Here is a 14,352-nt window from a genome sequence, read left to right as displayed (position 1 = left end):
TCATTGATTTTATGCGAAATGTTACGAGCCATATAAAATAGCCACTCCTTCGGAGTGGCTATTTTTTTGTCATAAAAATGTAATATAATTCTTTAAACAGGTAGGGGACTCGATCTTCATTTTCTGAAAGAGGTTAGAAAGCTCTACATCATGGTATTTTGGTTCAAATAATTTATGAAAAGTGGTTACAAAATTGTATCGAGAATTGTACCTAGAATTATTTAAATATGATTTTTTTTAACATCAATTTAGTAAAAAAATAATACCGTGATATAATCTATATGACTCGGGAGGTGATACTATTGGATAGTTTTACTGATTTATTCTTATCTAAATCTGAGGTAGAAAAGATTCAGTTATTCAATAAAATAAAGTTAATACGCACGAACCAATTGGCTAGTGCTGATTTGATTGGGACTTATCGTAACAGACATATAGCTGTCAAAGATATCAACTTGAGAAAAGCTGCATATCAAATGAATAAGAGCTATGGTAGTGTCTATAATACATTTTTAGGTATTCAAGATGACTTTCGCGAAATTTTAAAAAAAGATGATTATAAGATTGAAGAAATGTTTGCCATTTCGAGGGATGGTTACCACGCATTTTTAACAACTAGATCAGATGGTTATCGTTTTTTGGATGCGATTGTTAAAGGTAAAGAAAGTTCATTCAAGCAATTCTATACTGACTTAAATAGTAGTAAGGCAACCGTTTTACGTCATTTGAAGCCTGTAAGAGGTTATCTAAAACGTTTCGGTGTAAGAATTGCTTATGAACCAATGCGCTTTGTTGGTAATGAAGAAGCTATTCGTTTAGCAATTGCAGCCCTTTACTGGAATGCCACGAGAGGGTTCGTTTGGCCATTTGAGTTGTTCTCAAAGAAAACAGCCTTCAAAGTAGTAGATATCGCTCTGGAGAAGTACCGGCTACAACCAGTCAATACTATTACTAAACTATTCTATGCTTATGTTGTTATGGCACACTCTTACCGTATTCTGGGCGGTAACCATATGCAAAACATCGAGGCATTGAGTGTCATCAATTATCCATTTCCAAATATCTTTGAAGGTGCTACAGCCTTATTTGACGATTCAACTAATAGTTCAGATGACGTTAAGGCACTTAGAAGATCTATGGACTCAATCAGTTACGAGGAGCAGATGTTCCAATCTGCCGATTTCTATATTCTGTTGATGTGCGTGCCAACTACCTTTGAGGTTTCTGAAGAATATCTTCAAACCGTCTCCAGACAGCTGGTTAAGTACAATCCACTTTTCGCCAACTTTATTGATGACTTCTTGGATTTGATTCCTTATGACATTGAACAAACTGTTTCTGATTTCTCCTTGTCTCACAAGGAATTCATGCGTTACAAGTATAATTTGACGACTTGTATCATTGGCGTGCTCGCTCTGGACCAAAACTTTATTGAGATCTTGAACTTGTTCTCTGGTTTTGGGGATGCGATGAGTACGCTGACTGATGAAACGTTGAAGAGTAAGATCAGTTCGACGGTTCAACATTTGATGAGACGTGACAAGTACAATTCATTGAAGGGTAAGTCAAAATTGATTTCTGACGCTCTTTATGCAATTGCTTATCGTTTCTTCTCACTTTATAACCAAAATATTCAAGTCCACGTTTACTTGGAACTTGAATCATTCTTCTTGGTTTATTCCGACTTGGCAGTTACTTTGGAGGCTTTGCCATATGTCAGCATCGTTAGTGATTCAAAAGATGCGGATATTATAGTCACGGCTAACAGTTCCAATCTTCCAGATGATGAGATGAAAGACGATGTCTGCATCTATCGTTGGATGTACAACGGTGTCGATGGACAAATGGGTGGTCTATTGAACTTGATTTACAAGATTTGGACTGACGAAAAAGTTGCTGGCAATACAAACGTTTAAGTTGAAAAAATTGCTCAAATATATTAGTATTACTATATGCGATGAGTCGAGAGTCGTCGAATTTGGACGACACTTGAGGTAGGATATCAAGAACCACTCACCGGATTTGTGAGCGATATCTTCAGTGGTTGTGTGAACCAACTTTACTGTTTACTCGTATAGAGTACTATCATAAAAAAGCCATGGTTTATGACCATGGCCTTTTTTATTGAGAAAATTCGTTGGTCAGGGGTGAAAAAATGCGATCACAAAAGTTATGGTTGTTGACCTTGAATGTTACTTTTAACATGGTTATGGGATTTATTTTGCCGGTGAATATGATTTTTATTAATAAAAATCTTCATCAATCGGCTACAATGGCGGGATTCGCGCTGATGGTCTATTCGGGATTAATGATGGTCGGCAATTATTTAGGTGGAATCCTGTTCGACAAATTATCAAGAAAATGGACTCTACAAATTGGATACATCATTGCGGTCATTTCACTGATAGGGATGACTTTCCATCACGTTTGGCCAAGCTATTTCTTCATGTTGAGTATGCTCGGATTTGGGATGGGGATCTCATATACGGCGATCAATGCTTATACAGCCTTCGTAGCTGAGCAAACTATTGGTGACAGCCGAGTACTGTTCAATAACATGTACTTGGCAGCTAATTTAGGGATTGCGGTCGGTTCGACTTCAGTGGGATTCATTTTTGAATGGAGTATTTTCTTCACTTTCTTTATCCCAGTTATTTTCTTCTTGTTGTGCCTGTTGATCGTCTTCTTCAAGTCGGCTACATTAGATGCCACTAACGAGGAAGCTGAAAAAACACATGAATTTACTGTTAGTGACGAAGGCGTCGATCCAAAGGTCGCCACGGGCGAAAAACGATATCGCCTAAACTTGATCATTTTGAGCTTAGGAGTTTTCATCATGTGGATGGGTTATACGCAGTGGGATAGTAATATGTCATTGTACATGGTCAATAATGGTTTCTCTAAAAAGGAATATAGTATGGTCTTCACGGTCAATGCGGCTTCCTTATTACTGATCCAGCCAGTGATGAATCGAATCGCTTCAAAACTATTCAAACTACTTAAAAATCAAATCTTAGTCGGGATCATCATCATGGGATTATCGTTCCTATTGTTACCGAACGCCAAAGTTTATTGGATGTTCATCGTCAGCATGTTGATCTTGACTGTCGGGGAATCAATGGTCTTTCCAACGATCCCGGCATTATTAAATAAAATGTCCACGACCAAGAATCGTGGTAGTCTGCAAAGTCTATACACCATCATGGGGTCGCTCGGACGAGCGGTCGGACCTTATGTTGGTAGTATCATCGTCATGATATTGTCTTTCGGAGATTTATTTTACGGTATTACCGCAGCAATGATATTAGTTGCGTTATCATTAAAGGGTGTTAAAGAATTAGAAAAATGAGGTATTTTATGACAATTACTATTATTATTTTGGTTATAGTGTTGCTACTGATTGTTCTGATTTTGAACGCTCTTTTTTTGTACTTACAAAAGAGAAACAGTAGTGCGCTAGGAACCGATGCGCCGCCAGTCGTCCTCGATCCAGGTTTGGATGAGGCCACTGACCAATTTTTAAAGATGCCTCGTGAAGAGTGGACAATAACGTCCAATAAGCATAAGTTGTATGGTTGGTTCACCAAAGCCAAAGAACCATCATCGACGACTATTTTGATCATCCATGGTTTCGCCGTCGATCATGCATCATTAGATATCCATGCCCAAATGTTCAGTAATTTAGGCTACAATATCTTACAAGTCGACAATCAGGCAGCCGGCAAAAGTGAAGGTAAGTACCAAGGATTCGGTTACCTTGAAAGTATCGATACCAAGAAGTGGATCGATGAACTTTTGAGCAAACGGCCGAACGAAAAAATTGTTTTATTTGGCGCTTCAATGGGTGCAGCGACTGTCATGATGACAGCAGGGAAGTCGTTGCCTGAAAATGTCAAAGCAGTGATTGAAGATTCAGGCTACACAAGTATGCTAGATATCGTTAATTACCACTTTAAGAATCGTTATAAGATTTCTGGACGCTTCTTATTAAAGATGATCTCAATCGTTGCTAAAATACGTTCAGGCTACTTTTACGGCCAAGCAGACTGTATTAAGGCTTTAGAGAATTGCCATTTGCCAATCCTTTTCATGCATGGCAAGTTGGACACTGCTGTTCCGTATTTTATGCGTGATGAGTTACTGCAGGTCGGTGATTTCCCGAAGGAGAGCTACGCTTTGGATAAGGGAGTTCACATCCGTAGTTATTATATCGACTCGAAAAATTATCAGCATAAGGTAACAAATTTTTTAAATCAGTATCTTTAGGAGTTAAATATGAAAATTACAATGAACGATTTCAAAGAAAAAATTGAGAATGATGACTTTAAACAGAATACTTTAGACATCAGTAAGGATGATTTGTTGAAAGAAGACCTTTGGTCGATTCAAAAGGCTGCTGAGCAAATTAAACAAGACCTCAGTGACGGGAAGTTGTCACAAGTGATGATTCATACGGTCGACTCAGAATTTCCGATTGATTTTTATTTGGAATCGGACATTATCAACTTGCCATTCGATGATGCTAAAAAAGTCATTCATTTCTTTGAGGATGGACAAGAAACGGAAACGAAACTTTATTTATCGACTCGTTGCGATTACTTGAATGCTTCGAAATTCCATATCGACCATATTTCTGATGGTGATATGACTGACGCACAGGCTAAGAATGCGATGGCTATCATGCGTGGCAATTATGAAACTTCATTGGAAAACTTCAATAAAAAAGATGAGGCAGAAAAAGAGGCTAAATAATGGATACTTCGATGTTATTGATCATCGTTATCGGTTTAGCCGCCGGCTGTTTAGGGGCGATCCTTGGAATTGGTGGGGGAATGATCATTACACCAATTCTGACCGTAATGATGGGATTAGATATTAAATACGCGATCGGAGCTAGTATTATTTCGGTCATCGCCATGAGTTCAGGCGCAACGATTGCCTATCTCAAGGACGACATGCTCAATCTCAGAGTGGCAATGTTTTTGGAAATAGCCACGACCGTTGGTGCGATCATGGGTGCCCTGTTAGTAGGGCTGTTCAGTAGTACCTTCTTGTACATCTTATTCGGATTTTTCTTGCTATATTCGACTTATAATATGATCCGAAAATTGATGAGCAAAAAAGGTGAATCAGTTTATACAGAGCAAGATACGACCGTGAAAAAACTACGTTTGGCAGATTCGTATTATGATAAATCCGAGAAAAAAAAGATCGATTATTCGATGAAAAATATTCCCGGTGGTTTTGTGATGATGTGGGCAGCCGGACTAGCTAGTGGTTTACTGGGTATCGGTAGTGGTGCGTTCAAGGTTATTGCCATGGACACTATTATGAAGATGCCACTCAAACCATCTAGTGCTACCAGCAATTTGATGATGGGTGTCACAGCTGCTGCCAGTGCCACTGTCTACTTTTTTAACGGGTCGATTCGACCTGATATCGCTGGTCCTTTGGCGATTGGTGTTTTAGTGGGTGCCACGGTTGGTGCTCGCTTGATGCAAGTTTTGAAACCGAGACTTATTAGGATGATCTTTGTGCCGATCATTTTCTTGATGGGATTACAGATGGTCCTTAAAGGATTTGGGGTGAGCTTCTAATGAATAAAAATGAAATGCGTGATGTTGAGTTGATCATTGGAAAGATCCTCCGGATCGGTGTGGTGGTTTCAGCAATCGTGATTGTTTTAGGGATGATCTTGTACCTTGTAAACGGTGGTTCAGGTTATGCCGACGGTCAATGGCCTAAGCGTTTTGGACTGATGTTTCAAGGGATCGTCCAAGGAAAATCTTATGCCGTCATCATGCTAGGGATTTTCTTATTGATCTTGACGCCGGTCTTACGAGTCGTGGTCTCGATCTACGCTTTTATGGTTGAGAAAGATAGGCTGTACGTTTATATCACAACAGCCGTCTTGGTAATTTTGATATTTGCAATGGTATTTGGATATAATGCGTGAAAAAAGTAGTCCACTGGGCTGCTTTTTTTTGTGCCCATCATTGAATATATCAACCGATAATCGAAATGTTTTATCAAATGCTAAATTTTCTCCAAATTTATAAAAATAATAGTAGAATTGACCATATATTAAATTATTTTTATAGGGGAAGTTTGATGAAAAAGTTTCGTGGGATTTTAATTACTTTTGCGATGATCATCGGGTTAGTTTTGCCATTATTCAGCAATTCAGTGGCAGAAGCCAAGGTAGTGACTGATGATGAGGGGCAACAAGTCGATATACCAGATAGTTATTTTGTTAAAGATGTCGCTGAAAAAGAAAAATCAGCTCATCAAAGAGCTGATTTTTATAAACCGATATTCACTTATTGGGCTGATAATCCGAATACACCATTGTCTAGCATCAATGCTGATTTAGCTAAAAAGATGCCAGATTTTACCACTTTCAATGATTTTCTTGATCGATATAATCGTGTCAGTCATTCGAATGGTGAAGGGAATCGGGAATTATTTAGTGCCTTAGCACATGATCCTTATGAATTCATCTTGCTGGGCAATCATGGATTTTTGGATGATGAAAGTGTCCGGATCAATTCTTTGATTTACGGGGCTATCGCAAAACCATCTGATATGACGGTTTACAATGGAACGGGTAATGCCAAAATACAGAATGCCTTGTCTTTAGCTTTTAAAGAATGGGAAAAAGATCCACGTTTCCATTTCAGAATGGTCAATGATTCTCAAAAGGCTAAGGTAGTTGTGACTGATTTGAATCATGATTCTACTAGCGCTAAGTCATTTGAACCAGGATTTCAGGCTATCTTCTTACCAACTATTGTTTATCAACAATGTTTAGTTCAAGGGAAAATCGTTTTGTCACCTGATATCGAAAAACTAGATATGAATGATCCTGAATTGATCCATACGGTGATTCACGAAATGGGTCACGCCGTTGGTAGACCAGATTTAATTTAAAGCGTCAGAATGAGGTTTACTGTCGTCAAAATTTTTATCATGACTACTACTATAATCAGGCAGTAGCTGGTCAGTTACCTTTGAACCAGTAAGTCCTTGCATCCAATAAACGTTTTCGTTTATTTCTTCGTTAGTGACATGAGTTTGATTATTGTTTTTATAGTACATCATTGAATCTTCAATATGGTAATCCGGGTCGGCATAAGCGTCCGGATTATTTTTGAAATCATCGGTAGTGAATTTTTCAGAGTTAGGTCCATAGAAGAAATCTGAATTGGCATCATAATAGTCACCATTTTTGAGCTTGATATAATGACGATAATTTTGCAAAGCTTCTTGAGAAACGTCAATCGTATCATTGCCGTAAGTCGGATTAGAACGATCCTTTAGGATTTCATTCAATCCGTCCTCGATGGTGTTATCAGAAACCGAGTCGTTAGAACTGTCGTCGACTGAGAGACCATCATGATCATTTTTAGTTGTCGCCAATTTCTGATAGTTATGCCCATTGTTGGTATTATGATAAGACCCATCAGAATTTTTCTTGAAGGAAAATGATTTAGCTGAAGTGTTTTTCAAGGGCGAGACAGCTAATTTATTGTTCTTACTTGATACTTGACCATTGAAGTATTTATATTCCGGATAAAGATTTCCATTGGCTTGAGAACGATATTGATAAACACCATTTGAGCCGTAGGGATGGATAGCGATGATCCGGGTTGTCCTTGTCTTGCAAAAAGATATTATTATTCTTTGAGGTCTTTTTAGAAGCAGTTTTGTTATTTTTATCAGTTTTATTCGGTGTCATCTGTGAATCATTAGAAAGACTGATATTTGAATAGCTTTGATATGAGAAAAAGATTGCGACTGCAATGATCACAATGATTCCGCCGAAGATCCCCATCAACTTAATCCGTTTATGCATAAAATTATCCCCTAAATATAAAATTGGAACGTAATGAATATGTTAAAGAAAAATACCTTATTGAAAGCAGCTTTGCTGCTAATATCTGTCGCAACGATCGTATCGTTGATCTACTTTAAAATGATCATCATTCAATCGAATGGTGGGCAAAATTACTTTCCATTCTATAAATCCATGACTTACATTGAATATGCCGAGACTACGATTCCAGGATTTATTGAATTTGTTGCTTTGATTTGTATCTCATTGGCATATGTCTTTTTTTCATTAAGACATTTTACCAGTGATAATAAATATATCTATCTATTTTTAGGTATTTTCGAAATAATAATCATACTAATATTTCTTACCAATATTATCACTTTTAATATTGTTCATCATGATGAACATGTTTTTCCAGGGATAACATTATTTCTTATGCTTATTAATTCCATTTTAGCAATAATTCACGGCTGGCCATGGACAAAAAAAGAACACGTTGAATCTGATCCCAAAACAGGTTTTGTTGATCCTAATAAAATTCGACCAGTTGCTGAAGTACTAAAAATAAAGCGCCAAAGGGCTTTATTCACCCAACAACAATTGGCTGATGAAGTCCAAGTTTCACGTAATACTGTTTATCGCTGGGAATATGGGGAGTCACATCCGAACATGGATTATATGGTCAAGGTGGCCCAAGCTTTGAATTTTCCAGTCTCTGATTTTTGGGGTGATGATGAAAATGAAGTCAATCGCCAAATAGCAGATGTCGTTAAAGGGCGTGAATTGTATCGACAAGCAGCTTATTTCTTACTGAGTATTTTTATTGTCTTACTAGCTATTTTGACAGTTACTTTTTTTGGTAAAAATATTCAGTCACCTAATATTGAACGTTTTAATCCTTTCATAAAAGAAGAGGTCGGCTATGCCTTAGTTGAAGATCCTGGTAAACAAAAAACAGCCGTGATCGATACTGATTATGGGGATGGTAATATCATTACCATCAATGGTAGTTATTCAACTCAATCTGAATATATCAAAGTAGTTCATAAAGGTGCCTATGTTGAAGATGAGGTCCGCAACATTAAAGCCAAACAGGTGCCAGATAGTATCAAAGACAATCTTGATCAAATGACCCACTTTAGTGATCCACAACTTGGTCTTAAACGAGTTCAGCAGTCGTACCATAAACGGGATATTTAAAATTGGGCGTTATAACGCACTTGATCAATAATGCCACAGATTTGTGGATTGATATAACTGCGTGCTGACTTTTAATATTTAAGTCATAGGTTGGGGGAGAACATTATGACAATTGAAAATGAACGAGTATTACGCGAGTCAGAAAGATATGCTGACTTCTGTACCAGATTTGCTACTAAATTGGCTGAAGGCAGTAATATCGTTCTGAATTTAAAAAAGATGAATGCCAATATTATCAAACGAAATCATGATCGTGGTTTTATGAAAATCAAATTTTTAGAAATTGTTAACGCGGATACTTCGAACATACCTTTTGTAGAACTTACTGAATCAGAGAAGACGTTAAGTTATTTAGATATGGAAAATGAATATCATATTAACCAAATAGAGTTCAATGAATTGATCTCTCAATATATTGCTTTTTATGAACATAGCATCCTAAAAGATTTTATTGCCCATGCTAGTGAAATCAAGCGACCAACGATTGAAAACAATGGAAATTTCCAATACCCACTAGTCAATCATCGAATGCAATATATGATCCAATACATTAAGTTGAACCAAGATGAAAATTTTAGCCAAACAAAAAAGCTCGTTGAGCAAAAAATGGCTCAATTTGATGTTGATGATGAGCCAATCAAATCGCTATATGATCAAGTTGATAATAGTTGGACTGAGATTGCCAATAATCTCAAACAATTGAGACAAACTTTGATCGTCATGAATCAATATTAGAAAGTTAGTAGCCGTTGCCAAAAGTTGGTAACGGTTTTTTGCTTGTATCAGCAGACAAAAACGAACACATGTTTTACAATGTTACAAGTGAATAATCAAAAAGGGAGGGGTGCTTATGTCAACACGGATCGGTATTAGAACGTTAGTCGAATTTGTGCTACGCAGTGGCGATCTGGTCGACAGCAAGGACAGTACGAATACTGCCTTAGCTGGTGCTAGAATCCATCGACAATTGCAGAGCACTCGCTCAGATGATTATGAAAGTGAAGTTTATCTAAAAAAGACCGTCACCATGAACAATCAGGAATATGATATTTCTGGTCGAGCAGACGGAGTCGAATTGAATCCAGATAAAGCCTTGATCGAGGAAATCAAAACCTCTGATCAAAAGTTTGATGAATTAAGCGACAATACTCTCGAACTTTACTGGGGCCAAGTCAAAGTATACGGACATATTTTATTAGAAGATCATCCAGAGTTGAATGAGGTAACGCTACAGCTGACTTATTTTCAAGTTACCGAAGACCAAACCACTCAAGTTGAAAAAAAGTTTACCCGTGAAGAATTGGATGACTTCTTTCAAAAATTAATAACAGAGTATGAATTTTGGTTGAAATTACGCGCTGATATGAGAAAGACGAGAAACGATTCGATCAGCGAGCTAAATTTTCCTTTTCCAGCATTTCGAACCGGGCAGCATGAATTGGCAGGTGCAGTCTACAAGACTATTCGTCTAAAAAAACGACTGTTCGTTGAAGCACCGACTGGGACTGGAAAAACTATTTCGACGCTGTTTCCAGCGGTCAAAGCAATTGGTGAGGATCGGATTCAGAGACTATTTTATCTGACTGCTAAGCAGAGCACTCGTCGTGTGGCTGAAGAAGCGATCGATCTAATGAGCCAGTCAGGTTTGAGGCTTAAAAGTATTACTTTAACAGCCAAAGAACAGATCAGATTTCCTGAAGAAAAGGATGTGCTACCAGAAAAAAATCCTTATATGATTGGTTATTATGACCGATTGAAGCCAGCATTGAAGGACATCTTGGTACATGAGGACAGTATCACTAAATCGATCATCGAGAAATATGCTCGCAAGCACATGGTCGACCCATTTGAGTTCTCTCTAGATACATCGTTGTTTTGCGATGTCATTATTTGCGATTACAACTATTTATTTGATCCATTAGTTTATCTCCAAAGGTTCTTTACTGAAAAAGATAACGATAATTTCTTTTTGATCGATGAAGCTCATAACCTTGTCAGTCGCTCGCGTGATATGTATTCAGCTGAGGTCACCAATGTTGGTATTGAAGAACTGATGAAAAAAGCAGCGGCTGAGAAAAAATCGACCAAGCGGTATCAGAATCAATTGCAGAAAGTCGCCAAGGCTTTTTCCGATATCAAAGTTACCTTAGAGATCCTCCATAAAGATGAGATGGTCACCAATGACGTTCCCAAGGATCTATTGAAGATCCTTAACAAATTTGACGACTTCATGACTGAGTGGATGAAAGACAAGGAACAGACAGACTTTTTGAAAGCGGCCCGAGATTATTTCTTCGAATGTCTGACCTTTGTTAAGATCAGCAGCTTCTACGATGATACTTATCAAACGCGGATCGTTATCGACGGCGATAAGGTCTCCATCAAACAAATCTGTCTTGATCCCAGTTATTTTCTCGATCAGTCGATGAAATTAGGTGCTGGAGCAGTCTTATTCTCTGCAACCTTGTCACCAATGAATTATTATCAAAACGTTCTCGGCGGGATCGACAATAGCTTGGCATATCAATTACCATCACCGTTTCCACAACAAAACCAAGAAATTCTCATTACCCAGTACATCCAGACGACCTATCATCAGCGGAGCAATAACGAACCATATATCGTGGCCAGCTTATATGACTTGGTCAAAGCGAAGACTGGAAATTACCTGTTCTTTTTCCCGTCATACGTTTATCTAAGACAAATAAAGGCTGCCTTTAACGACGAATATCCAGAGATTAAGACAGTTGCTCAGCAAAATTCGATGGACGCGGCCCAAAGACAAGAGTTTCTGGATAAATTTCAAGAATCACCAACAGAGACCTTAGTAGGATTTGCTGTATTAGGCGGCATCTTCTCGGAAGGAATCGATTTGAGAGGGGATCGTTTGATCGGAGTTGCCGTAGTCAGTGTTGGTTTACCTGGCTTGAGTGCTGAAAATAATCTGATCAAGGATTACTACAATCAAGAAAATGGCCAAGGCTTTGCCTATGCTTATCAATTACCAGGAATGAACAATGTTTTGCAGGCTGCTGGGCGTTTGATTAGGAGCAGTCGGGATGTGGGGATCATCCTCTTAGTTGATCAACGCTTTGCTAGTGGTCGCTATGTGCAGTTGTTCCCACCACATTGGCAGAATTTCAAGCGGATCAGTTCGCTCCACAAATTAGATAATGCCATCGAGGATTTTTGGAAAGGACAAGATAATTATGAAGACCAAATTGACTAAAGAGTTAGAAACAACACTCTATCAATACTGCTATGAACAGCAAGCCTACGTTGTCGAAGAAGTATCGATGCCTGATAATAAAGGAATCGTTGATACTTTAAGCTACCAGCAACTGACAGATGGCTCAGTTGAATGGCGCTGTTTTGAATTGAAAGTGACGAAAACAGATTTCCATTCGAAGGCCAAATTATCTTTTATCGGTAATTATAATTATTTTGTCTTACCACAAAAACTCTATCAGGAAGTAGCTGAAGAGATCCCGTCACACATCGGAGTTTTGATCTATCGAAGTTTTGACAAAAGGGCGCTCGACTTGGCTCCACAAACTTTGCGTGCACCGGGGTTCTTGACGGTGGCTAAAAAGGCTCAGTATCAGGATCTGCAGGTTGATGAAAAGCAATTGACGAGTCATTTTGTGGCCTCGTTGTTCCGTGAGGTCGACAAGGCTAAGCGGGTCGAGAAGGGGTTGCAGCTGTATTCGGACGACCAATTGTACAAGGAGTTGAAAAAGCGTGCCAAGAAAGGCTACGATATTTATCATCCTGATCACAATCTCTACGACCGGTTCATTGATGACACACAAAGTGCTGCAGTGACCTCTTTGCAGGAGGAATTAGATGCTCGCAATGCTGAGTATCAGCAACTGAAAATGCAACTCCAAGCGATGGACCAACCGGATTTGGGGGATCAAATATGATCTATTATCCATATTTGCGAGGTCGGATGTACGATTTGCTGGCCTTAAAGGAAGCCTGTCAGGCGCAGGAACTGGGGGAAAATATTGTTCCCATTATCGAGCCTGTTCGGGATTCAAAGGAATTATTGCAGACGGTGACTGCCTTGATCCAGGAGGAGCAACCATTCGGAATTGTCGCCAATCCCCAAGTGAGTGTCTACGGATTGAATGATACTAAGCTTTATCCGTTACCAGATTTGTCAGAATTGAATTTTTTCCATCCAACAGCTATCCTTGCACCTGATTTCAGCAGTGATTTCATTCATACACACGGTCACCAGACGAGTTTGTTGATTGCGAGAAATTATCCGATCTTGAAAGCCTGTCAAAATAGTCGAGTCCTGAAAAATGTCAGTGGTGTTTTGATACCTGAGGAAGCGCGGATCCATCAGATCGTTGCCGATAAGGCAGTCAGTCTAACTGATCCGCTGACTTTTGTACCTCATGTAGAAGATTACGCAGAAATCGACGATGAATTTTTCCAACCGGCAAGTTGGTATCGACAGATTGATAATTATCAAGGATTTGCTGATTTTTCCATGGTCGGTGGTCATTATTTCGATAAAGGGATGCCTTCAAGAGCCATCGCGTTGCATATAATTTACGTCACAGCTGACGGCAGCTTGCGGATCCATCATTTTGTTTCCGACAGTAACGAAACGATGCGCGGTCAAAAGGAGAAATTTTTCGAAGTGCTGAATAAATTAGTTACGTGGAAGAATGATAATATTAGTGGATTGAACGAAACACCAGCACTCGATCAACTAACGGAATATGTGTCACAGACAAAATTTCCCGGTCTAGGGATGGTCAAAAAACTGTCATTACGGCATCACTTCCAATTGATGCATAGATTATTTGAATTAAAGACACAAAAATAGCGTAGCCAATAGGCTACGCTGTTTCAATTTATTCGACTATTTGCCAGGATGCAACAAGTGTTGATCCAAAGGTGGTTGACCATTAGGAGCAGGTTTAACTGCCTTATTTAAAGCATCGTGGAATTGATTAGGGAAATTGTTCATAGTAATATACCTTCTTTTTTATATTTTAGTAAGTTTGAATTTTGAATTGTTTAATTATTTGCCAGGATGCAACAAGTGTTGATCCAAAGGTGGTTGGCCATTAGGAGCAGGTTTGACTGCCTTATTTAATGCTTCGTGGAATTGATTAGGAAAGTTATTCATAATGATTTGTCCTTCTTTTTTATAATTTTATTGTGGGATATAAAGAATTAGTAATTATTAACGTAGTGGTTTGAGTAAATGTTGGTCCAAGGGAGCTTGACCATTAGGAGCAGGTTTAACTGCCTTATTTAGAGTTTCGTGAAATTGATTAGGGAAATTGTTC

Annotated in this window: 14 protein-coding genes; 12 read left to right on the top strand and 2 right to left on the bottom strand. The window is 38.5% G+C overall.

Annotated elements, in window-relative coordinates; all coding sequences use genetic code 11:
* Window positions 1-302 precede the first annotated feature (302 nt).
* From FC27_RS09425 to FC27_RS09395, 7 genes are all read left to right on the top strand, one after another.
* A complete protein-coding gene (locus tag FC27_RS09425) occupies window positions 303-1,916 on the top strand; it encodes a helix-turn-helix domain-containing protein (RefSeq protein WP_010624772.1) in 1,614 nt (537 codons plus the stop codon).
* Window positions 1,917-2,155: 239 nt separating this feature from the next.
* On the top strand, window positions 2,156-3,349 hold the full coding sequence (locus tag FC27_RS09420) for an MFS transporter (protein ID WP_010624771.1): 1,194 nt from the start codon (window positions 2,156-2,158) through the stop codon (window positions 3,347-3,349).
* Window positions 3,350-3,357: 8 nt separating this feature from the next.
* A complete protein-coding gene (locus FC27_RS09415; protein ID WP_010624770.1) occupies window positions 3,358-4,266 on the top strand; it encodes an alpha/beta hydrolase in 909 nt (302 codons plus the stop codon).
* Window positions 4,267-4,275: 9 nt separating this feature from the next.
* A complete protein-coding gene (locus tag FC27_RS09410; protein WP_010624769.1) occupies window positions 4,276-4,752 on the top strand; it encodes a hypothetical protein in 477 nt (158 codons plus the stop codon).
* Window positions 4,752-5,597, top strand: a complete 846-nt coding sequence (locus FC27_RS09405) for a sulfite exporter TauE/SafE family protein (protein WP_010624768.1) — start codon at window positions 4,752-4,754, stop codon at window positions 5,595-5,597. Before FC27_RS09410 ends, FC27_RS09405 begins: the two co-directional genes overlap by 1 nt.
* Entirely contained in the window at window positions 5,597-5,956 is a 360-nt protein-coding gene (locus FC27_RS09400; RefSeq protein ID WP_010624767.1) for a DUF1634 domain-containing protein, read from the top strand. The genes FC27_RS09405 and FC27_RS09400 overlap by 1 nt, the downstream gene beginning before the upstream one ends.
* Window positions 5,957-6,111: 155 nt before the next feature.
* On the top strand, window positions 6,112-6,930 hold the full coding sequence (locus tag FC27_RS09395) for a zinc metalloprotease (protein WP_010624766.1): 819 nt from the start codon (window positions 6,112-6,114) through the stop codon (window positions 6,928-6,930).
* Here the strand turns inward: FC27_RS09395 and FC27_RS09390 are convergent.
* Both FC27_RS09390 and FC27_RS09385 read right to left on the bottom strand, forming a co-directional pair.
* Window positions 6,922-7,509, bottom strand: coding sequence for a hypothetical protein (locus FC27_RS09390; RefSeq protein ID WP_010624765.1), 588 nt, complete (start codon window positions 7,507-7,509; stop codon window positions 6,922-6,924). The two genes, FC27_RS09395 and FC27_RS09390, sit on opposite strands and share 9 nt — an antisense overlap.
* Before the next feature lie 52 nt (window positions 7,510-7,561).
* Window positions 7,562-7,855, bottom strand: coding sequence for a hypothetical protein (locus FC27_RS09385; protein WP_010624764.1), 294 nt, complete (start codon window positions 7,853-7,855; stop codon window positions 7,562-7,564).
* Window positions 7,856-7,894: 39 nt separating this feature from the next.
* Here FC27_RS09385 and FC27_RS09380 point away from each other — a divergent pair, with 39 nt between their 5' ends.
* The 5 genes from FC27_RS09380 (at window position 7,895) to FC27_RS09360 (ending at window position 13,883) form a co-directional block, all read left to right on the top strand.
* Entirely contained in the window at window positions 7,895-9,037 is a 1,143-nt protein-coding gene (locus FC27_RS09380; RefSeq protein WP_010624763.1) for a helix-turn-helix transcriptional regulator, read from the top strand.
* A gap of 105 nt (window positions 9,038-9,142) precedes the next feature.
* A complete protein-coding gene (locus FC27_RS09375) occupies window positions 9,143-9,772 on the top strand; it encodes a hypothetical protein (RefSeq protein WP_010624762.1) in 630 nt (209 codons plus the stop codon).
* A 115-nt stretch (window positions 9,773-9,887) separates the two neighbouring features.
* Window positions 9,888-12,266 carry an ATP-dependent DNA helicase gene (locus tag FC27_RS09370; protein ID WP_010624761.1) on the top strand — a complete coding sequence of 793 codons (2,379 nt, stop codon included), beginning with the start codon at window positions 9,888-9,890 and terminating at the stop codon, window positions 12,264-12,266.
* A complete protein-coding gene (locus FC27_RS09365; protein ID WP_010624760.1) occupies window positions 12,247-12,963 on the top strand; it encodes a hypothetical protein in 717 nt (238 codons plus the stop codon). Before FC27_RS09370 ends, FC27_RS09365 begins: the two co-directional genes overlap by 20 nt.
* The gene (locus FC27_RS09360; protein ID WP_010624759.1) at window positions 12,960-13,883 is read left to right on the top strand and encodes a sce7725 family protein; all 924 of its coding nucleotides are present in this window, start codon (window positions 12,960-12,962) and stop codon (window positions 13,881-13,883) included. The genes FC27_RS09365 and FC27_RS09360 overlap by 4 nt, the downstream gene beginning before the upstream one ends.
* The last annotated feature ends 469 nt before the right edge of the window (window positions 13,884-14,352 follow it).

Source organism: Companilactobacillus versmoldensis DSM 14857 = KCTC 3814 (assembly GCF_001434295.1).
GTDB lineage: Bacteria > Bacillota > Bacilli > Lactobacillales > Lactobacillaceae > Companilactobacillus > Companilactobacillus versmoldensis.
This window is presented reverse-complemented; position numbering and strand designations above follow the sequence as displayed.